The organism is Marinomonas dokdonensis, from assembly GCF_052747885.1.
In genome coordinates this window covers 433,793-452,018 of record NZ_JBRAND010000002.1, presented here as the reverse complement: position 1 = coordinate 452,018, position 18,226 = coordinate 433,793, and the positions used below count along the sequence as shown (strand labels likewise).

Below are 18,226 nucleotides of genomic sequence, written 5' to 3'. Positions count from 1 at the left end.
AAGGTGACAAAAGCCACCTAGGTATCGGGGCTTATAGGTCTTTACATAAACGCAGAGCATCGTACATGGCCGCATGAGTATTACGCTGGGAAACACAGTCCCCCAAGCGCCACAAGATCATACCTGTTGCCGACTCTGCCAAGATTGGTTGTGGTGCCACATCAAACAAGGCTTCCACATCAATCTGACCTTTATTTATGGATTGTTCTTTTAAGTCGTAATACAGACCTTCATTAGGGCGAATACCGTTTTCCACCACCACTTGGTCAACAAGGCGCTCTTCTTTTTGAGCGGTATATTCGTTCTCAAGAACAGCCACCAGCTTATCCCCCTCCCGGTAGACTTTTTCCAGCAAAAAGTCCGAGGTCATCACCACTTCTTTCTCGTACAAAGAACGGTAATAGGTCGGGAATGTGGTACCACCAATACCGATACCAGGCTTGATGTCGTCTGTCACCAGCTCCACCAAAGCCCCTTTGGAAGCAAGGTAATCCGCGGCCGACATGCCAGAAAACTCGCAAATGGTGTCGTATACCAAGACATTTTTGCCCGCTTCTACCTTGCCGCTCAAAATATCCCAGGTGGAAACCACCAAGCCTTCTTCTGCGCCCCACTCAGGGTGCTGATCAATAAATGGACGGCCACCTGTGGCGAGAATACACACATCGGGCGCTAACTCATCCACCAAGGCTTTATCTGCGGCGCAATCTAAGCGCACCTCAACCCCTAAACGTTCTACTTCCATCACCAACCAGCGAGTAATGCCTGCAATTTGATCGCGCTGTGGCGCCTTCGCCGCGAGCACTAACTGGCCACCTAATTCACTGGCTTTTTCGATCAAGGTGACACTATGGCCTCTTTCAGCTGCCACTCGAGCCGCTTCTAATCCTGCTGGGCCACCACCAATCACCAGCACTTTACGAACCGGCCCTGTGGTTTTTTCAATAATGTGCGGTAACCCCATGTATTCACGAGAGGTCGCGGCATTTTGAATACACAACACATCTAAGCCTTGATACTGACGATCGATACAATAGTTGGCTCCCACACACTGGCGAATTTGATCCACCTGATTCATCTTGATCTTGGCAATGAAATGCGGGTCCGCTATATGCGCGCGGGTCATGCCAACAAAATCCACATAACCGGCTTCTAAAATACGTTTGGCTTGATTCGGGTCTTTAATGTTTTGTGCGTGGATCACTGGCACATTAACGACTTCTTTAATGCCTGCCGCCAAATACAAGAAAGGCTCTGGTGGGTAACTCATGTTAGGAATAACATTGGCAAGAGTATTGTGAGTATCACAGCCCGACCCCACCACACCGAAGTAATCCACCATATTCGTGGCATCGTAGTACTGGGCGATTTTCTTCATCTCTTCGTGGTTCAAACCATCTGGATGGAACTCGTCACCCGTAATGCGCATGCCTACCACAAAATCTGGCCCCACTTCTTCGCGCACGGCCTTTAACACTTCCATACCAAACTTCATGCGGCCTTCAAAAGTCCCGCCCCATTCGTCGGTACGTTTGTTTACCCTAGGCGACCAGAACTGATCAATCATGTGTTGGTGTACGGCAGACAATTCGACACCATCTAAGCCGCCTTCTTTCGCCCGTCGTGCTGCTTGCACAAAGTCACCAATGACTCGCCAGATTTCTTCGACTTCGATGGTTTTACACGTAGCTCTGTGAACTGGCTCACGAATACCTGATGGAGACATTAAGTTCGGCCAGTTTTCACCGTCCCAGCGGGAACGACGCCCCATGTGGGTTATTTGAATCATGATCTTGCCACCATGCTTATGCACCGCATCAGCAAGGTTTTGAAAGTGCGGAATGATACGATCCGTTGATAGGTTCACCGAGCTCCACCAGCTCTGGGGGCTATCGATCGACACCACACTGGAACCGCCACAAATACACAAACCACAGCCGCCTTTGGCTTTTTCTTCGTAATATTTCACATAACGATCGGTTGTCATGCCACCGTCTGTGGCATACACCTCTGCATGGGCGGTACTGACGATACGGTTGCGTATGGTCAGTTTATTAATCTTTAATGGCTCAAATAACACATCATATTGGGACATGAAAAACCCCTGCTTAACTTATCTAACCGCGAGCTTGTTACAAACCGCACGTTTAAAAATATCTATTACAGCCTTGTTTACTTTTGCCTACCCGCGAAAGCAAACACCTAACAGCCTAGTCATTGACTAGAGCGGCGTGACTTCGAAGTAACCCACATCGCAACCTTCTTGTGCTGCGCTCTGGGTTTGTACTGCTTTGGTACGTACGGCTAGACCTTGGCTCTCGGCGATCTGATCCAAAGCGCCAGCAAACCAGCCCGTAAACATGTAATCCACCATTTGATTCGGCTTGCCGCCATGCTCTTTAATGTATTGATAAACAAAGGCAGAATTTTCTAAGCGCACTTTGGCTGTTCCACTGGCCACATCCAGCGCTTCGGTGATGAAAAAGCCCCAACCGCGCTGAGATAAGCGTTTCAAATAGTGGTGCCAAACTTCATCGCCACTAAAACCATGCAATTCCGCCTCTTTCTCACACCAAAAGTAAGCAGACTTATAGCCTGCTTTATACAAAATTTCGGCATAACGCTCGGCGCCAATTTCGGCTTCGATGCCCATGTGGTTGTTGACGAAAAAGTGTCTCGGCACATACAACATAGGCAGAGCATCAGTACTCCAAACACCGGTTTCATCGTCGACTTGAATTGGCATTTCTGGTGCGTGGCTTCCCATAATTAATTCCTTAATGACCTAATACGAAAAATTTGACGGTAAAATATGTCTTTAAAACGACTCTGCGCTCGGCTATTCGCCCCAGACTTCGGCTAATAAATTGACCCAGTTTTCTCCCATGATTTTGCACACTTGGCGTTCACTAAAACCATGACGTAGCAAAGCCTCAGTAAGATTCGGGAACTCACCAACCGTACGAATACCTTTAGGGTTAATGATTTCACCGAAGCGCGTTAAGCGTCGGGCGTAGCCTTTATCGTGGGTGAGGTATTCAAAGAAGTCTTGTCCGTGGCCTTGAGTAAAGTCTGTGCCAATGCCGATGGCATCTTCGCCAACGATGTTATAAATGTATTGAATGGCTTCCACATAGTCGTCGATGGTGGCGTTTACTCCAGCCTTTAGAAAGGGCGTAAACATGGTGACGCCAACAAAACCGCCATGGTCTGCTATGAATTTCAGTTCTTCGTCACTACGATTACGAGGGTGTTCTTTCAAACCAGATGGCAGGCAGTGGGAGTAAGCAACGGGCTTTTTAGACTCTAGAATGACTTCTTTTGCAGTATTTGGGCCCACATGTGATAAGTCACACAGCATGCCGACACGGTTCATTTCGGCGACGATTTCACGGCCAAAGCCGGACAAACCACCGTCTCTCTCATAACAGCCTGTGCCCACTAGGTTTTGCGTGTTGTAGCACATTTGCACAATACCAACCCCTAGGTCTTTGAAGATTTGCACATAGCCAATTTGATCTTCAAAGGCATGGGCATTCTGAAAGCCCATCATTACACCGGTTTTACCTTCCGCTTTCGCACGGTGTATGTCTTTCGTGGTGTACACCTTAGTCAGCAGATCACTATTGGCTTCGATCAACTGATTCATTTCCACCACATTGCGCACTGTGCCTTCAAAATTTTCCCAAAAAGACACGGTGCAATTAGCCGCGGTTAACTTGCCTTTGGACATGTCTTCAAACAGTTCTCGGTTCCACTTAGAACAAATAAGACCATCGATCACTATGGCCTTGTCATGTAATTCTGCTGCATTCATGGTGTATTCCTTGCCACTAAGGTTGCTCAATAGGATTGAACTCAGTGTAATTTTTCGCAGCACAAGGAAGCAGGCTGTAAGCGACTAGACAAAGACTAAAAGCGACTTGGCAAAAGTCGTGATGAGTAAAGTTTCTAGGAACCACTAAAGTGAGTGTCGCAAAGGTTTTCTCGACACAGAGACAGACGCCATAAAGTAGTAGGCATAAAAAAAGGCCATGCTCGAAAGCATGACCTTCTTGTCACCCTGATAAGGGAATTATTTTTTGACTAGTAAGTCTTCAAGCTTTAAGCCTGTGGCTTTGTTGATTGCTCGCCACAAGTAATAGAATGTCGCCATCATCATGATCATAGAAGGAATGGCGATCACTGGGTAACTGTACAAGGTCATTTGCCCAAGCTCTTCGTTAAAGGCTTCTGTGCCCGCTGGGCTGACAACAATCCATTTGGCCAATAAGTAGTTCATGGTGGCTGAGAAGGCAAAAGATCCGGCGATAAAATAGGTCGCGTTTAGCAATTTCTTTTCAAACAATGCCGTGCTGTTGTTCTCCGCAAGCTTTTCTTTAATGGTTTCTACGTCCATCACGGAAGCATTAAAGAGCAAAGCACGCACCAATGGGTATGGCGTAAAGGTTGATACCAATACCGCGATGCCGATCAAGGCAGGTACGGAGGCTTCTTTAATTGCCAACCACTTATTATCTAACTCGAATAAGCCGATGCTGCCCGTGAGTAAAACACTGATCAAACCTAACAAGGCAATGAAATTAAACTTCTTGTATTTCACCAATTCAAATAAACCCCAGCCTAATGGAAAGGCCAGTGCAACGATCAAACCACCACTAACCCCAAGAGCATCTTCGCCGCTTAGTTTCATTAAAATCAGTGACGGTAAAATGACGCTGACCAGCAAGTCCACCATAGGACGTGGCTTATGTTCAGGAGTGCTATTCATAATTGATAAACCTAACAAAATTCAAAACTAATAATGGCGCCTATCATAAAGCAAAAGCCCATAGTGAACTACTCTACTGAGCACTTAGATCTCGCCAAATGCGAGTAAGGCCTTTGTAAAATATAAATTTACTCTGTTAGCGTTTGTTATTATTCTGATTAACTATTTTGTATCGAGTAGGACAATGACTGCAGTAACTGAGCAATTCAACGGCAATGTTTATATCGTTATCCCATCTTTTGTCGCCAACACCAAGCTTAAGAAAAACCTAGACAACGCCTCTAACGCCAATGAGTCCGAGCTCATCCAAGAAATGTCTTTTCGAATTGAAAATGAAATTTCTGGCCACCTACATAAATCTCTGCAACGTTACGATTTAGGAAGCTATCAACTGGCCTGTTTCGATGAGCTAGAATGCAGTGCAGAAGATGGCCTCTACGAAACCATGGAAGTGGTCGCGACCATTGATAGCAACACCCAATTAGCCGTTGTAATGTTGGTTCTTCACGATAAAGCGTTTGTCGTCTCTCAACTACTGGATAGGGTTTCTGCGGATAAGTTGATCCTTAAAAATGAACAAGGCCTTAGCATGAGCCTGAATGAACACCTGTTAAAGCAGTTTGGCATTCAGTTATTATCCTCTGCGGCCAAAACCTGCTTATCCACTCGTCACGACATCACAGACGATATCATGCTCAGCTATCTCGCCAGCGAGACCTATGACTCGGAAAATATGGCGGCACAACTTACCTCGCCAGACATAAAAGCACAGATTGCTATCAACATAGCCCAATACAACAGCAGCGAAATCTACACAGGTAAAAGTTGTGTCGTTAGGTTGGACCGTCGCCCAGGGGAGCATCAAGTTGCCACCCTAGCATCGGACAGCGTATTTCTCTTTATTCTCGAAATCTTAGCCTTTAAAGAGGCCGCTATTTTACGCACCAATACCAAAACCATCGAAGCCATCAGCGACAGTAGCCTACTGGAAATGACGACAATGGACAGGCTGACGTCTGAATACTCCACCACCATGCCATTTTGGGACATCAGCGTCTTCCATTACATTACGGCACAAAACTTAGCCAACAAGTTGGATCAGAGCTTTGGTATTGAAAAACACTTTGAAACTTACGATAAGAACCAAGAGTTCTTGCAGCATAAGATCAATATTCGCCAAGCCATAAAGCAAGGCAGTGAAGACAAAATCTTATTCCTCATCGCCATGATTCTATTTGTCTTTGAGATTGCACCCTACCTTTTCACCATGTATCAGCGTCTACTGGACGGAAATTGGTACTCATTGTCAGAAATCTATTCTATCTTGGGTTCTGGCTTGAGCACTGGGGTGCTGGCTTTAATCATTATCATCTTAATTAAACGACGTAAGGGACAACATGGCTCTTGATTGCAGGATAAGCACATTCTTTGAGTCCGACGCTAATTTGTCGTTGGCGCAGTTTCCTACGGATATTAAAGAGGCGCTGCTCACCTTATTAAAAGATACCAGCCTATTTAAGGCTCAACGCATGAAGGCGTTAATACAACAGCCAAGCTTTACCAAGCTTGAATGGTTAGAGTGGTTTAATTGGTACTTTGTCATGACGATGCAGCCCAATTTACCAGACTGGTTAAACCAAACCGTCACCAGTGTGGCTCGCTCAAAAAACGTCACTTGCATGAGCTACCCTGAGCTTTTAGATCAAGGCTGGCAGATAAGAGACATTGTGCTTTCGTCGGTTTTTCTCTCAGACAGTGGCATTGCCAATTACCACGCAAACAATGAAGAAATCGACCACTGGTGCCGCTTACGCAGCAAGAACTTGCATTTGTTCAGTGGTGCTATTTCAGCAGGAGAACTGGTAGGTCAGGTTGGTTTGATCAAGCTGGACGAACAAGAGTATCAGCAACTACGAAGCGGCCAACTTGAAGAAAAAGACATACAAGGCGTTTCGGATGAATTTAACGGCCCCTTGTATCTGTATATCCCAAGTGTGGTACTCAAACCCGAATGGCGAAAAGGCACTTTAATCTATAAATTATTCACTCACCTTGTTCAGCAGTTAACGCAACAAGAGGCCTTTGCCCCACGAATAAAAGGCCTAATTGCACTGGCCTATACTGATGATGGCGCGGCCTTGTGTAGCCGATTTAACTTTACCCTTGAGCATGTCACGGCAAGTGGCGACAGGGTCTTTACAGGATCGCTTGATCAGCTATTAACGGCACTTCCCCACTAACGCTTTCATAACTTGTGAAGGTTTAAGGCTTATCAATAAGGCTTTGAGCCAAGAGATACCAGTCTTTATGGGTTATTTTCTCAACTTGCTGTTGGCTGGGTAAGACCTCGGGGTCAAGAAAAGCCGTAGGCAAAGGGTGAAAACGACCGATACAAATATCCAATGCTTTACGCTCCGAGTTCAATTGGTAATTCCCTCGATGGATCATTTGCGCATTAAAAATTAAGACATCTCCTACTCCAAGATCGATCAGCTCAGCGCCTTCAAGGGACTCATGATTTTTACGCCCATCCAGCTCCAACCTAACCTTGCGTTCCTCTTCGGTATCCCAGCGCTTATGGGTACCCGGAATTAGTTCAAGGCCTTTCTCATCAAGCAATGGGATACGAACATGAAGACTAAGCATCTTGTCTTGTTGCTCGTTTTGCAAAGCATCTTCAATCGGACTGAATTGCATATCCCTGTGCCAATAAGGCAAGCGTTCAGGATTTGAAGGGTTAAAAAACAACTGAGTGTTATGAAAGTAAAGATCATTACCAAACATTTGCTCTAGTGCTGCAACAAGCTTTTGGGAAGCGATCGCCTCAAACAGTTCAACACGCCTCTCATCATCTTGTAAAAAATACTCTGGGCGCGTTAAAGAGTGCATATTGACAAGCTTATGTTGAAAGATAACGGCGGCGTTTTTAGTGCGCCATTGCTGATAAATTGGATCTACCAGCGAATCGATTAAAGAGACTTCTTTATCTATAAAGAAATCTCTAAAAACAACATAACCATTTCTTTCGTATTGCTCTAGTGGTGACATATCACTCTCAGCTCCGTCTAAGACCCTACTTCATTTTACCTATATACATCATAGGTCAGGCTTTTCATGCAAGGAGATGGTGGTCACTGAACCAACGGAGCTTTCGAAAAACTTAGCTTTCACTGCAAGGTAATCAGGGTCGCTAAAGAATTGCTCCATCGCTTCCTTACTGGGGAAATCAATAGTGAAGACTCTGTTAATCGGCTCGGCTGATTTTGATTTCAACACCTCACTGACCTTAAAATCATAGCCAAAACTGCCGCCATAGGAATGCAGAATCGGCATCATATGCTCGCGATACTGCTGATAGACCGCATCATCCGTGACCTCAAGAGCCATTATTCTTTCATATGACATGTTATCTCCAAACTAGGCTGTGAAATATAAGACTGAAATATAAGACAGGCCATTCGCAAAGCCCGTAATTTATAACCTGCAACTTAAAGCCCCCCTACTAATTGATCAACTCAGCAAGGGGGTGTCAAACATCATTCGGTACAGATTAAATCAAATGAAACTGGCTCTGCATACCGGTATTTCGCAAAGGCACAATGGCTTGATAAGCCTCACTGTTGTACCAGTTACGAGCACTTTCAGCATCTGGAAATTCGATTACCGCTTTTATCGGATGGGGAGCCTCACCATGCAAGACTTCAACCGGCCCTTTAGCCAGAAAACGACCATTGAAAGGCACTAATGTTTCCGCAGCTAACGCACTGTATTCGGCTATTTTGGTTTTATCTGTGGGGGTTAGATCAACAACAACTAAACTGCTCATTTGGTATCTCCTTGGGTTAATGAAAGTTGACACAGCTTAATATTGGAAAATAATATAAACAATAACCACAAAATTAACGAACTGTTTAATTATATGAACACTATAAAACTCGCCCCTCTATTGCTTATCTTTGTTGAAGTCGCCAAAAAGCGCTCCTTCACCGCGGCGGCTAAAAAACTCAATATGAGTAAATCGGCCATCAGCCAGCAGATCAAACGCCTAGAAGACGCCACCGGGCATCAACTGCTCATACGCAATACTCGTGGGGTGCAATTAACCTCAGCAGGAGAAGCCTTACTGGGGCGCAGCGAACTATTGAGTGAGCAGCTGAGCATGACACTCATGGAACTGGATGGCGAAAAAGAACAACCCAGTGGCAGTCTTAGAGTTTCTGTACCGCCCTTTGTGGAGAAAGGGGTTCTTGCCCCAACATTAAGACAGTTGTGTTTAGAGTTTCCAAAATTAATCCCCGAGGTGATCGTTACCGAAAAGTGGCAAGACCTTATCGAGCAGAACCTTGATGCGGCTATTTTTGGTGGAGACTTGAAAGATTGTGATTATCGCGCCTTATCAATTGGTAAGGTGTCGGAAGTCTTTTGCGCTACGCCGCGCTACCTTCAGCAATACGGTGAAGTGCAGAGCTTAGAGCAACTCTCTCAACACAAGTTTATCGCGACCGCTTGGCACCGAGAGAAAATGCAGTTGTTCGATAATCAGCATGAAAATGAGCAGCGAATTTCACTCACTCACAGTGCCAAAATTAATTCACTGAATTCTGTATTAGAGATGGTCTTGAATGACATGGGCATTGCCCTGCTGCCCGAATTTGACGCCCAGCCGCATCTGAACAACAACCGACTCATTAGAGTGCTACCAGAACTCAGAGGCCGAGCTTGGCACTTTTACCTTTTGCACCAATACAAGGGGGAAAAACCTGTTCATGTGACGCGCTTTTATCAGCTCTATTGCCACTACTTTGCCAAAGCCTGCTTGCCTGCCTAATTTCCTGTAAATCTAAAAAAGCAGGGGGGCGTTATCTTGCACTTCTTTCATCACAAAGAAGGTTCTAAGTTGGCGAACGCTTGGTAAAGCCAGTAATTGATCACTGTGCAGTTTGTTAAAGTCGGCCATGTCTTTTACTCGGACTTTCAAGAAGTAGTCAAAGTCGCCAGCCACTAGGTAACAATCCAGAATAAAGGGCAGCGTTTTTATGGAAGCCTCAAAGGAAGCAAAGCTTTCTTTGGTGGAACGATCTAGTACGACACCGACCAACACCAGAGCGCTACGGTCGACTTTTTCTGGCGCAATGATGGCCCTAACTTCACTAATGTAACCATCTTTAAAAAGCTGGTGAGTGCGACGATGACAGGTAGCGGGGCTTACATTTACTTTTTCTGCCAAATCCGCATTGGTGAGTCGGCCATCTTGCTGTAAAAGGTGTAAGATTTTCTTATCAACTTTGTTCATGTCCGATTCTTCTCACTTTTCTCTATTTGATGAAATGATCATATAGAAATTGAAAGAAGAGTGAAATAACACTGTTTAGCATTAGCCAAAAAGTGTTATTTCACTGCCTAACTAAGGCTTAACCGTTGCGGTATGTGTAGCTATAGCCGTTTAGGGCAGGCGCGCCACCAAGGTGTACATACAGAACTTTCGACCCTTCTGGTATATCCCCTTTCTTGATCAAATCAATCATGCCTTGCATCGACTTACCTTCATAAACAGGGTCCGTCATCATGGCTTCTGTTTGCGCCGCAAGACGAATGGCATCGTTGGTTTCATTGCTTGGCACACCATAAGCTGGGTAGGCATAGTCAGGATTAATGACAATTTCGTCATCGCTGACTTTACGCCCTAACTCTACCAGCTCTGCCGCATTATCGACGATTTTACGTACTTGGGAGCGAGTTTGCTCCACCGTGCCAGAGGCATCAATGCCAATCACTCGATCCGCGCGGCCTTGGTCAGCGAAGCCAACAATCATGCCCGCTTGCGTTGAACCTGTGACCACACACACAACAATGTAATCAAACTGGAAGCCCAACTCTTCCTCTTGTTTTTTTACTTCCTCTGCAAAGGCCACATACCCTATCGCACCAAACTTATTCACCGAACCACCAGCAGGAATACCATAAGGCTTACCACCCTCGGCTTTAACGTCTTCAATGGCTTTTTCGTAAGAAGACCGGATACCAATATCAAAGCCATCATCTACAATGCGGCTATCCGCCCCCATCAAACGAGTCATTAAGATGTTACCAACTCGGTCGTAGACAGCATCTTCATGAGGAACCCAGCTCTCTTGTACGAGACGACATTTCATACCAATTTTGGCCGCCGCAGCGGCTACCATGCGGGTATGGTTAGATTGCACCCCACCGATAGATACTAACGTATCCGCCCCGGATGCAATGGCATCTGGGATAATGTATTCCAATTTACGTAACTTGTTACCACCCATTGCTAAACCCGAATTACAATCTTCGCGCTTAGCATAAATCTCTACCTTGCCGCCTAATGCTTGAGTTAGACGTGGTAGATGTTCAATAGCCGTTGCACCAAAAGTTAAGGGGTAGCGTTCAAATTTTTCGAGGTTCATTGTGATTTCCTTTTGTTGGTTGATGCTAATTAGATTAGCGAACTAACAACGAAAGGTGCTCTCTAATTTTAAAAAATTAAATCTATATAATTTCAAAAATTAACAAAAAAGAGGAAATAAAAATCACAAAAACCTTAATTATAGAAAGAAAATTTCACTTTGATTTTGGCAATGAAAATCCGCTCAATGGCGGATTTCTTTAACACAGTAGATAGTATTCACCCCTAGAAAGCTTGCTAAGTTATGACAGCCAACTCTTCAAGGCTAAAGCCACTGTTTAAAATGACAATTCCATCGGCAGCAATGTCCGCTTCCTTTTCTAAACCTTTCACCTCTAATGTGGTTCGACAAGGGTAAGGTTGGCTGAAATAGCGCTTAATCACCTGATTCACTTGATTTAACTGGGACATATCTGTGAGGTAGAGATTAAGTTGAACCATGTCTTTCAAAGACCCACCAGCTTCTTCACTGACCGCTTTTAAATGTTCTAAGACGGCGGCGGCTTGTTCTTCGATGGAGGGTTTCAGGGATGTATCTGATGTTGGTATGGAAAGGGGCTGGCCAGATATAAAGACTAGCCTGTCGGCTTGAATCGCCTGAGAGTACAGAGCATTGGCGGCTTCAGCCTCTGGCATAAAGGTGTGTCGTAGAAAGTTTGTCATTGCTGTACCTTCCTGTCGGTCTTTAATTAAAAAAACTTTCACACACTTTTTTATATTAGGAATGAATAGCAGCCCCAACAAAGGCGCCCGCTATTGTGTGCATAAAACTTATACACTACTAGACTACCCTGATTTATCAGCAACGTGCTTTCATAATATAAGTGTATTTTTAGGCATAATTTCTTACGAGAAAGGATTTTGAATACTTATTCCATTTAAAGAGCATAAATGAAATAAGTAATCAGAAAGGAAGTCTATTTTTAAGAAAAGTAAGGCATTCTAATATCACAATGATAGAGAAAGCTACTTTTTAGCGCTCATGATCACAAACAAAATACCGCTACAAATCAATAAGGTACCAAGGATTAATGGCATGGTTAGGGCTTCTTTCAAGAAGTAGCTGGAAAACAAGAGCCCTGTCACTGGCACTCCCAACATAGACGTAGAAATGAAAGTTCCTGATAAACGTCTACTGGCACCATTCACCGCACAGAAACAAAACGCCGTAGCAAGAGGCCCTAGATAAAGACAAATCATCCAAAAATCCATACTGCCATCCCCCGTAAACGGCCCTTCCAACCAATAAGCCAGAAATATTAAAGGCACTGTCGCGGTCAGCATTTGCCAAGGGGCCAACTGATAGGCGGTTGCAGTGGATTTAGAGTGTCGTAAATGGATGATACATAAGCTCCAGCAAAACGCTGCGCCCAATAATAGACCATTGGCCATTAGCAAAGCAGAATTACTCCAGTCAAAACTGAAAGGATTAAACAAAGTAACCACCCCAGCTAAGCCAAAGGTTACCCCAAGCCATTGTTTTGCAGACAACCTTTCACGGAAAAAAGCCACAGATAGAGGCAGCACCCACAAGGTGGTGGTGTAAGCAAGAATCGCCGAGCGCCCTGCCTCCACTTGTGTCATGGCGATAGCACCTAATACCGTAAAAACCAGCATTTGCAAAAGACCAATGCTTAGAATCAAAGGCATGTCTTTTTTAGTAGGAAGGTACAAGCTTTTCGTCATTAACTGAAACAAAAATAATGCCGCCCCGCCAAGGGCAAAGCGCATCATGGAAAACCACACTGGCGTAATGTGGTCTAGCCCCACTTTCATGACTGGCCAATTCCCACCCCAAACAATAATCGCCAGGAACAAAAAACACAGGGCTTTGCTTTGTGCTGACAGCAAAGAAACATTCCAAGGCTCTCTCACTAAATTCGGTGCAATGGTCTTAGACATAATGGGCTCGCTTTCGTAAGGAAATGACTTAGAAATAGAGTACCCATATTTTTGCAGAGAAAGTTTCTTTTGTTTATCGCCACTTCCAAAAATTCAGTATATATTATCTTCATATACTAGATTTTAAGGATAATTTATATGATCAAGCTTGATAATAAAGATATCGCTATCCTCAACAAGTTGCAGACGAACGGTGATATCACCAACGCAGAACTGGCAAGCTTGGTCAATTTGTCGCCAACCCCTTGCTTTAACCGAGTTAAGCGATTAGAAGAAATGGGGATATTGAATGGCAAGGTATCTCTCGTATCGGCTAAAAAGCTTGGCCTACACGTGAACGTCTTTATTCACATACGCTTAAAGAAGCAAGATGAAGAAGCCCTCGAAATTTTTGAAGACGCCATTGCAGAATGCCCAGAAGTGATGGAGTGCTATCTAATGACGGGGGATGAGGATTACTTGCTGCGAGTATTAGTGACAGACATCCAAGCTTTAGAGACGCTTATTTTAACCAGACTGACTAAAATCCCCGGAGTGGAAAACATTCGCTCCAGCTTTGCCCTGAAACAAGTTCGCTATAAAACCGCTCTTCCCCTGCCAGAGAACGGCTTGATCATAAACAGCTAAGTTACTCTGCAATTAAAAAATTTTGTTTGCTTTGCTCATGCTCGATCACCCCGTCTTGGGTGCGATCTTTCAAATTCACGCCGCTGAGCTTAAGTTTTTGTGCCTCAGTGATCAGATAAAGCGCACGTTTAGCGGCTTCTTCATAAGGCAAACCCGCGGGTCGAATATTGGAAATACAGTTGCGGCTGGCATCATTAAGGCCAGATTTTGGCTGCCAAGTGAGATACAGCCCCAAGCTGTCTGGTGAACTCAAGCCCGGGCGCTCTCCCACCAGCACAATGACAATTTTTGCGTTCAACAACTCGCCAATGTCGTCTCCAATGGCAACACGGCCTTGCTCTACCAGAGTAATTGGTGCAAAGCTGTAGGCGGGATTGGCCTCTAACAGCTGACTTTTCAGCAGCTGGATAAACGGCGCGGCATTTTGGCTTACTGCCAAAGATGACAAGCCATCGACCACCGCAAAGGCAATATCGTAGTTAGGTTTAGCACTGGCTTGCTGGGTAAATTGGTACAGGGCATCGCGGCTGTTTTGGCTCAACTTTCGGCCAAAGTCTGGACGCTGCAAATAGCTCATGCGGTTCTCCGCTTGGCTATGGGCTAACAGCACCTCACCATCGCTATAAGGAGCCAATTGCGATTGCATGGCCGTCACATCTAAAGGCAAATGCACAGCATCTCGCGCTTGCGCATGGTTAAGCTGAAAAGCCAATAGTTCTTGGGTCGGTAAGCTCACCCCAGCGCGTCCCAAGCCAATGCGGGCATCGGTAAAACTGCTCAAACGACGCCATGGGTTGTCTACCACTTGGCCTTGTTCGATAACCTTATCTGATAAAGCGTCTTTCTTAGCCATTAAGAGAGCCCTCCCAAATGCTTTAAGGACTGAGCAAAACGTTCTGGCATGCCATCGGCTAACAGAGTTTGTTGGGTGTCTTTCATGATGTTCATCTTTTGTAGCCAGTGTTCAAACTCTGGGGCAGGACGAGAGCCCAACACTCTGCGAACATATAGGGCATCGTGGAAAGAGGTGGTTTGATAATTCAGCATGATGTCATCGGAACCGGGAATCCCCATAATAAATGAACAACCAGCGACCCCTAGCAGGGTTAGCAGATTATCCATATCGTTTTGATCCGCCTCGGCGTGGTTGGTGTAACAGACATCACACCCCATAGGTACGCCGAGCAATTTGCCACAGAAATGATCCTCTAAACCGGCGCGAGTGATCTCTTTGCCATCAAACAAATATTCAGGACCAATAAAGCCCACCACGGTATTGACCAGCAAGGGGTTAAATTTTCGAGCCACAGCATAAGCGCGTGCTTCACAGGTTTGTTGATCTAAACCATAGTGTGCATCCGCCGACAAGGAGCTGCCTTGTCCCGTTTCAAAATACATAACATTGTTGCCAACCGTGCCACGATTAAGACTCAAAGCCGCCTCTTGAGCTTCTGCCAATGTGCTGAGATTAAAACCAAAGCTGCTATTGGTAGCTTCTGTACCGCCAATGGATTGGAATACCAAATCCACCGGCGCGCCCACTTCAATACATTCAATGGTATTCGTCACATGAGTAAGCACACAGCTTTGGGTCGGAATCTCATACTTTTGGATAACATCATCCATCAACTGCATCAGCTTAATGGCTTGAGGAACGTTATCCGTGGCAGGGTTTATGCCGATTACCGCATCGCCATTGCCGTACAACAAACCATCTAACATACTGGCAGCGATACCGTTCACATCGTCGGTTGGGTGATTCGGCTGTAAGCGTGTGGCTAATCTTCCGGGCAAACCTATGGTGTTTCGAAACGCGCTCACCACATGGCATTTTTTAGCGACCAGAATTAAGTCCTGATTACGCATAATTTTCGATACCGCGGCGGCCATTTCGGGCGTGATGCCCGCTCTCACTGAAGCCAGCACTTCAGGCGTGGCATAATCGCTTAATAGCCAATTGCGAAAATCCCCCACCGTTAAATGAGAGATCTGCGCAAAGGCTTGGGCATCGTGATCGTCTAAAATCAGCCGTGTCACTTCATCGGCTTCGTAGGGAATTAACGCTTCATTTAAAAAAGTCTTGAGGGGTACCTCGGCCAACGTCATTTGGGCGACGGCACGTTCTTGCGCCGATTGGGCATTCACCCCAGCCAAACAATCCCCAGAACGATGAGGAGTGGCTTTGGCCATTAACTGCGCCAAGTTTTTGAATTGATAGGTTTGAGTGCCTAAGGTATAGCGATATAACTGACTCATTCATTCACCTTCAATTTGCCCTATTAATTTAAGTTCGGGATATCGATCAGGAAATCTGTAACACTAATATCTACACCATGTTGAGACAAGAGTGTACTCACCTGCCCCCTATGATGGGTTTGATGATTAAACACATGGGAAAGCAGCTCTGCAAAAGGCTTATGCCCCAGAATACCTTTTGAATTGGTGTAGTGCAGGCCTTTTTCTAAATCTTCTTCTTTTAGCTCGGTATGTAACCAGTGATGAATTAGCTCATCCACTGCTTGTCGCATTTCATATAACTCATCGAGGTTACTAGAAATAATCGTGTCTAAGGCCTTGGGTTGGACAATTTGGGCAGTTTACACAGCGACAAGTAGTTTTCGGAGTGCTTAGCAAAGCGGCTAAACCAAATAACATCTCCCACCAAAATATGATTCAGCGTGCCACTGATGGATTTGAAAAAGGCCCCCATATCTTGCTCTCGAAGGGCTTCTGGCAAGCTCAACGCGGCATTATAGACTTGCCTATTCATCCTTATGTTATAGGTAGACATGAGTTGAAAGTGGTCCATTTTCGACATTTTATTTCCCATAACCCTTAAGATGTTTGCTGGAACTTTTTACAAAGAAAAAATGTACACATTTTCAGCTCAGCCTGTCTATTAACTTGTCCAATTCCTTAAGAGAGCGCACAACATAAAGCGACTTATTTGAAGATTGCGCTTCCAGCTTTTGCAAGAATGGCTGATTCCAAAACTTGGGACATAACTTAAGTGTTTTATAACTGTCGATACTCCCCTTGATTACCGAAGCACCTTTCGGCCACCCCTCTGGGGTTTTGAACAAGCCTTTTAATAGACGCTTAGTTACCAGCGAATAGCAAAGGCTATAGGGAAGATCGATATAGATAAGAGTATCCGCCGCTTCTAGACGATGATAAAAAGACCCTAGCGCAGTAAAGGGGGCAAAACCTTCTATTAACCATGACTCACTAGACAGTATTTCATTATGAATCTGCTCATAAGTTTTGCTGTCTATCTCTTCACCATTGGCTTGATACAAAATGGAATCCATAGCATAGAGCTGAACACCACACTGCTCCGCAAGCTGTTTACTAAAGGTAGATTTGCCACTTGCAGGCTTACCAAAAACTGCGATTCTCTTCATTTTACGCCTCCTGTCATTCAAGTGCCCAAGAAGCCGATACAAAAAACCCGCCTCTAGGGCGGGTTTGATATATTACACGTATCAAAAATCCCACCACTCCTAGGGAGTGATGATAATTCGTACCAAATGACGTGTAAGCTTATTTATCTGCATAACAAACATTCTGCAAAATCCCTGCTTATGAGTCAATCCATGTTAAAACAAATCAATCCGCTTACCTTGCAGAGCAGGCGTATTTTCCACACATGTTTCAATAGATCGGATTAACTCAGCCGCTAATGGTGTTGGCTTCGACTTATTTGCCCACAAAACATAAGCAGGTCGGGTATAAACTAGGTCCGACTCATATTGAAACTGACCGGGTGAACTTTCCTGCAAAGCACTGATTTCCGTCATTGGTAGTAATCCCACACCAGCGCCAGATGCCACCAATTTACGTACCAAGGTAATATCATTCACGATACTTTTATGTGCGTAGTGCTTATCAAGTTTCTCTAATCCATTATCCTGCAACTGGGCGCCAGTATAAGGCAGAATCAATCGATCTTGATTGGTATTATCTCGTCGAGACACCAGACAAACTGCCACCTCAGCGATGCGCTTTTGGTAAAAACCTGAGTCCTTTTGCTTACCTATGCGTATCGCCAAATCAAACGGAGTTTGGCTAAGCAATACATTGGTATTGGCCGGTTCTATCACCATGTTCACTTGAGGCTTAGTAAGCACGAAAGACTCAATTGCCGAATAAAGCGGCCCGACCATGAGGTTTTGCGGACAATGCAGAACAAAAGTGTCGTTTTCTTGGGCGCGACTTTGCGATACTGCAGAATGCAAGTCCAAAGTTATCTCACCAAGCTTATCAAACAACCCCTGCCCAAAACTCGTCAGTATTACGCCTCGAGAAGAGCGAATAAAAAGAGCTTCCCCAAGCTTATCCTCTAACGCCTGAATGCGTTTAGACAAAGTCGGTGCCGTAATTTGTAGGTCATTTGCTGTCTTCGCATAACTGCCTCGCCTCGCTACCTCAACAAATAATAGAAAATCGTCCAGCATGTAAATCCTTGCAATCTTAGAGTTCTAAACCTGACATAGTCT

21 protein-coding genes are annotated in these 18,226 nt (G+C 45.0%); 4 read left to right on the top strand and 17 right to left on the bottom strand.

The annotated features are described in order from the left end of the window. Positions 1–31 precede the first annotated feature (31 nt). The 4 genes from dgcA to ACUM5Y_RS06595 form a co-directional block, all read right to left on the bottom strand. Entirely contained in the window at positions 32–2,095 is a 2,064-nt protein-coding gene (dgcA, locus tag ACUM5Y_RS06610; RefSeq protein WP_445976085.1) for a dimethylglycine demethylation protein DgcA, read from the bottom strand. 126 nt (positions 2,096–2,221) lie between these two features. Beyond that, entirely contained in the window at positions 2,222–2,767 is a 546-nt protein-coding gene (locus ACUM5Y_RS06605) for a DUF5943 domain-containing protein (RefSeq protein WP_445976084.1), read from the bottom strand. Between the two features lie 72 nt (positions 2,768–2,839). Continuing rightward, a complete protein-coding gene (locus tag ACUM5Y_RS06600; RefSeq protein ID WP_445976083.1) occupies positions 2,840–3,817 on the bottom strand; it encodes a dipeptidase in 978 nt (325 codons plus the stop codon). Between the two features lie 258 nt (positions 3,818–4,075). Then, positions 4,076–4,771: a VC0807 family protein gene (locus ACUM5Y_RS06595; RefSeq protein WP_445976082.1), complete on the bottom strand. Its 696-nt coding sequence runs from the start codon at positions 4,769–4,771 to the stop codon at positions 4,076–4,078. A gap of 184 nt (positions 4,772–4,955) precedes the next feature. Here ACUM5Y_RS06595 and ACUM5Y_RS06590 point away from each other — a divergent pair, with 184 nt between their 5' ends. Both ACUM5Y_RS06590 and ACUM5Y_RS06585 read left to right on the top strand, forming a co-directional pair. Further along, positions 4,956–6,179: a hypothetical protein gene (locus ACUM5Y_RS06590; protein ID WP_445976081.1), complete on the top strand. Its 1,224-nt coding sequence runs from the start codon at positions 4,956–4,958 to the stop codon at positions 6,177–6,179. Further along, entirely contained in the window at positions 6,169–7,011 is an 843-nt protein-coding gene (locus ACUM5Y_RS06585; protein WP_445976080.1) for a hypothetical protein, read from the top strand. The genes ACUM5Y_RS06590 and ACUM5Y_RS06585 overlap by 11 nt, the downstream gene beginning before the upstream one ends. A gap of 22 nt (positions 7,012–7,033) precedes the next feature. Here the strand turns inward: ACUM5Y_RS06585 and ACUM5Y_RS06580 are convergent, their stop codons facing one another. The 3 genes from ACUM5Y_RS06580 to ACUM5Y_RS06570 all read right to left on the bottom strand — a co-directional run bounded on the left by ACUM5Y_RS06580 (position 7,034) and on the right by ACUM5Y_RS06570 (position 8,597). Beyond that, positions 7,034–7,819: a phytanoyl-CoA dioxygenase family protein gene (locus ACUM5Y_RS06580; protein ID WP_445976079.1), complete on the bottom strand. Its 786-nt coding sequence runs from the start codon at positions 7,817–7,819 to the stop codon at positions 7,034–7,036. Positions 7,820–7,867: 48 nt separating this feature from the next. Next, positions 7,868–8,176, bottom strand: a complete 309-nt coding sequence (locus ACUM5Y_RS06575) for a DUF1330 domain-containing protein (protein WP_445976078.1) — start codon at positions 8,174–8,176, stop codon at positions 7,868–7,870. 145 nt (positions 8,177–8,321) lie between these two features. After that, positions 8,322–8,597, bottom strand: coding sequence for a DUF1330 domain-containing protein (locus ACUM5Y_RS06570; protein WP_445976077.1), 276 nt, complete (start codon positions 8,595–8,597; stop codon positions 8,322–8,324). Positions 8,598–8,690: 93 nt separating this feature from the next. Between ACUM5Y_RS06570 and ACUM5Y_RS06565 the strand changes: the two genes are divergently transcribed. Then, entirely contained in the window at positions 8,691–9,599 is a 909-nt protein-coding gene (locus ACUM5Y_RS06565) for a LysR family transcriptional regulator (protein ID WP_445976076.1), read from the top strand. Between the two features lie 12 nt (positions 9,600–9,611). On the opposite strand, the gene ACUM5Y_RS06560 is transcribed toward ACUM5Y_RS06565, so the two are convergent. The 4 genes from ACUM5Y_RS06560 to ACUM5Y_RS06545 all read right to left on the bottom strand — a co-directional run bounded on the left by ACUM5Y_RS06560 (position 9,612) and on the right by ACUM5Y_RS06545 (position 13,100). Continuing rightward, on the bottom strand, positions 9,612–10,064 hold the full coding sequence (locus ACUM5Y_RS06560; protein ID WP_445976075.1) for an Lrp/AsnC family transcriptional regulator: 453 nt from the start codon (positions 10,062–10,064) through the stop codon (positions 9,612–9,614). 118 nt (positions 10,065–10,182) lie between these two features. Then, the gene (locus tag ACUM5Y_RS06555; protein WP_445976074.1) at positions 10,183–11,199 is read right to left on the bottom strand and encodes a 1-aminocyclopropane-1-carboxylate deaminase; all 1,017 of its coding nucleotides are present in this window, start codon (positions 11,197–11,199) and stop codon (positions 10,183–10,185) included. A gap of 236 nt (positions 11,200–11,435) precedes the next feature. Further along, positions 11,436–11,861, bottom strand: a complete 426-nt coding sequence (locus ACUM5Y_RS06550; RefSeq protein WP_445976073.1) for a RidA family protein — start codon at positions 11,859–11,861, stop codon at positions 11,436–11,438. A 303-nt stretch (positions 11,862–12,164) separates the two neighbouring features. Next, positions 12,165–13,100 carry a DMT family transporter gene (locus tag ACUM5Y_RS06545; RefSeq protein ID WP_445976072.1) on the bottom strand — a complete coding sequence of 312 codons (936 nt, stop codon included), beginning with the start codon at positions 13,098–13,100 and terminating at the stop codon, positions 12,165–12,167. A 138-nt stretch (positions 13,101–13,238) separates the two neighbouring features. Between ACUM5Y_RS06545 and ACUM5Y_RS06540 the strand changes: the two genes are divergently transcribed. After that, positions 13,239–13,727 carry an Lrp/AsnC family transcriptional regulator gene (locus ACUM5Y_RS06540; protein WP_445976071.1) on the top strand — a complete coding sequence of 163 codons (489 nt, stop codon included), beginning with the start codon at positions 13,239–13,241 and terminating at the stop codon, positions 13,725–13,727. Position 13,728: 1 nt separating this feature from the next. Here ACUM5Y_RS06540 and eutC read toward each other — a convergent pair whose 3' ends face one another. The 6 genes from eutC to ACUM5Y_RS06510 all read right to left on the bottom strand — a co-directional run bounded on the left by eutC (position 13,729) and on the right by ACUM5Y_RS06510 (position 18,184). Continuing rightward, positions 13,729–14,580 (bottom strand): ethanolamine ammonia-lyase subunit EutC, encoded by an 852-nt coding sequence (gene eutC, locus ACUM5Y_RS06535; protein WP_445976070.1) that lies wholly within the window; start codon positions 14,578–14,580, stop codon positions 13,729–13,731. Then, a complete protein-coding gene (locus ACUM5Y_RS06530) occupies positions 14,580–15,983 on the bottom strand; it encodes an ethanolamine ammonia-lyase subunit EutB (RefSeq protein WP_445976069.1) in 1,404 nt (467 codons plus the stop codon). Before ACUM5Y_RS06530 ends, eutC begins: the two co-directional genes overlap by 1 nt. 23 nt (positions 15,984–16,006) lie before the next feature. Beyond that, on the bottom strand, positions 16,007–16,255 hold the full coding sequence (locus tag ACUM5Y_RS06525; RefSeq protein WP_445976068.1) for a DinB family protein: 249 nt from the start codon (positions 16,253–16,255) through the stop codon (positions 16,007–16,009). Positions 16,256–16,293: 38 nt separating this feature from the next. Continuing rightward, positions 16,294–16,545, bottom strand: coding sequence for a DinB family protein (locus tag ACUM5Y_RS06520; protein ID WP_445976067.1), 252 nt, complete (start codon positions 16,543–16,545; stop codon positions 16,294–16,296). A 64-nt stretch (positions 16,546–16,609) separates the two neighbouring features. Next, the gene (locus ACUM5Y_RS06515; RefSeq protein WP_445976066.1) at positions 16,610–17,131 is read right to left on the bottom strand and encodes a P-loop NTPase family protein; all 522 of its coding nucleotides are present in this window, start codon (positions 17,129–17,131) and stop codon (positions 16,610–16,612) included. A gap of 195 nt (positions 17,132–17,326) precedes the next feature. Further along, entirely contained in the window at positions 17,327–18,184 is an 858-nt protein-coding gene (locus ACUM5Y_RS06510; RefSeq protein ID WP_445976065.1) for a LysR family transcriptional regulator, read from the bottom strand. Between the last annotated feature and the right edge of the window lie 42 nt (positions 18,185–18,226).

Bases quoted from the DNA above. Each gene is read 5' to 3' on its own strand.
- ACUM5Y_RS06555 (WP_445976074.1), bottom strand. From the start codon at position 11,199: ATGAACCTCGAAAAATTTGAACGCTACCCCTTAACTTTTGGTGCAACG.
- ACUM5Y_RS06560 (WP_445976075.1), bottom strand. From the start codon at position 10,064: ATGAACAAAGTTGATAAGAAAATCTTACACCTTTTACAGCAAGATGGC.
- ACUM5Y_RS06520 (WP_445976067.1), bottom strand. From the start codon at position 16,545: ATGTCGAAAATGGACCACTTTCAACTCATGTCTACCTATAACATAAGG.
- ACUM5Y_RS06525 (WP_445976068.1), bottom strand. From the start codon at position 16,255: ATGCGACAAGCAGTGGATGAGCTAATTCATCACTGGTTACATACCGAG.
- ACUM5Y_RS06570 (WP_445976077.1), bottom strand. From the start codon at position 8,597: ATGAGCAGTTTAGTTGTTGTTGATCTAACCCCCACAGATAAAACCAAA.
- ACUM5Y_RS06540 (WP_445976071.1), top strand. From the start codon at position 13,239: ATGATCAAGCTTGATAATAAAGATATCGCTATCCTCAACAAGTTGCAG.
- eutC (WP_445976070.1), bottom strand. From the start codon at position 14,580: ATGGCTAAGAAAGACGCTTTATCAGATAAGGTTATCGAACAAGGCCAA.
- dgcA (WP_445976085.1), bottom strand. From the start codon at position 2,095: ATGTCCCAATATGATGTGTTATTTGAGCCATTAAAGATTAATAAACTG.
- ACUM5Y_RS06600 (WP_445976083.1), bottom strand. From the start codon at position 3,817: ATGAATGCAGCAGAATTACATGACAAGGCCATAGTGATCGATGGTCTT.
- ACUM5Y_RS06515 (WP_445976066.1), bottom strand. From the start codon at position 17,131: ATGAAGAGAATCGCAGTTTTTGGTAAGCCTGCAAGTGGCAAATCTACC.
- ACUM5Y_RS06550 (WP_445976073.1), bottom strand. From the start codon at position 11,861: ATGACAAACTTTCTACGACACACCTTTATGCCAGAGGCTGAAGCCGCC.
- ACUM5Y_RS06530 (WP_445976069.1), bottom strand. From the start codon at position 15,983: ATGAGTCAGTTATATCGCTATACCTTAGGCACTCAAACCTATCAATTC.
- ACUM5Y_RS06575 (WP_445976078.1), bottom strand. From the start codon at position 8,176: ATGTCATATGAAAGAATAATGGCTCTTGAGGTCACGGATGATGCGGTC.
- ACUM5Y_RS06590 (WP_445976081.1), top strand. From the start codon at position 4,956: ATGACTGCAGTAACTGAGCAATTCAACGGCAATGTTTATATCGTTATC.
- ACUM5Y_RS06580 (WP_445976079.1), bottom strand. From the start codon at position 7,819: ATGTCACCACTAGAGCAATACGAAAGAAATGGTTATGTTGTTTTTAGA.
- ACUM5Y_RS06605 (WP_445976084.1), bottom strand. From the start codon at position 2,767: ATGGGAAGCCACGCACCAGAAATGCCAATTCAAGTCGACGATGAAACC.
- ACUM5Y_RS06545 (WP_445976072.1), bottom strand. From the start codon at position 13,100: ATGTCTAAGACCATTGCACCGAATTTAGTGAGAGAGCCTTGGAATGTT.
- ACUM5Y_RS06565 (WP_445976076.1), top strand. From the start codon at position 8,691: ATGAACACTATAAAACTCGCCCCTCTATTGCTTATCTTTGTTGAAGTC.
- ACUM5Y_RS06510 (WP_445976065.1), bottom strand. From the start codon at position 18,184: ATGCTGGACGATTTTCTATTATTTGTTGAGGTAGCGAGGCGAGGCAGT.
- ACUM5Y_RS06595 (WP_445976082.1), bottom strand. From the start codon at position 4,771: ATGAATAGCACTCCTGAACATAAGCCACGTCCTATGGTGGACTTGCTG.
- ACUM5Y_RS06585 (WP_445976080.1), top strand. From the start codon at position 6,169: ATGGCTCTTGATTGCAGGATAAGCACATTCTTTGAGTCCGACGCTAAT.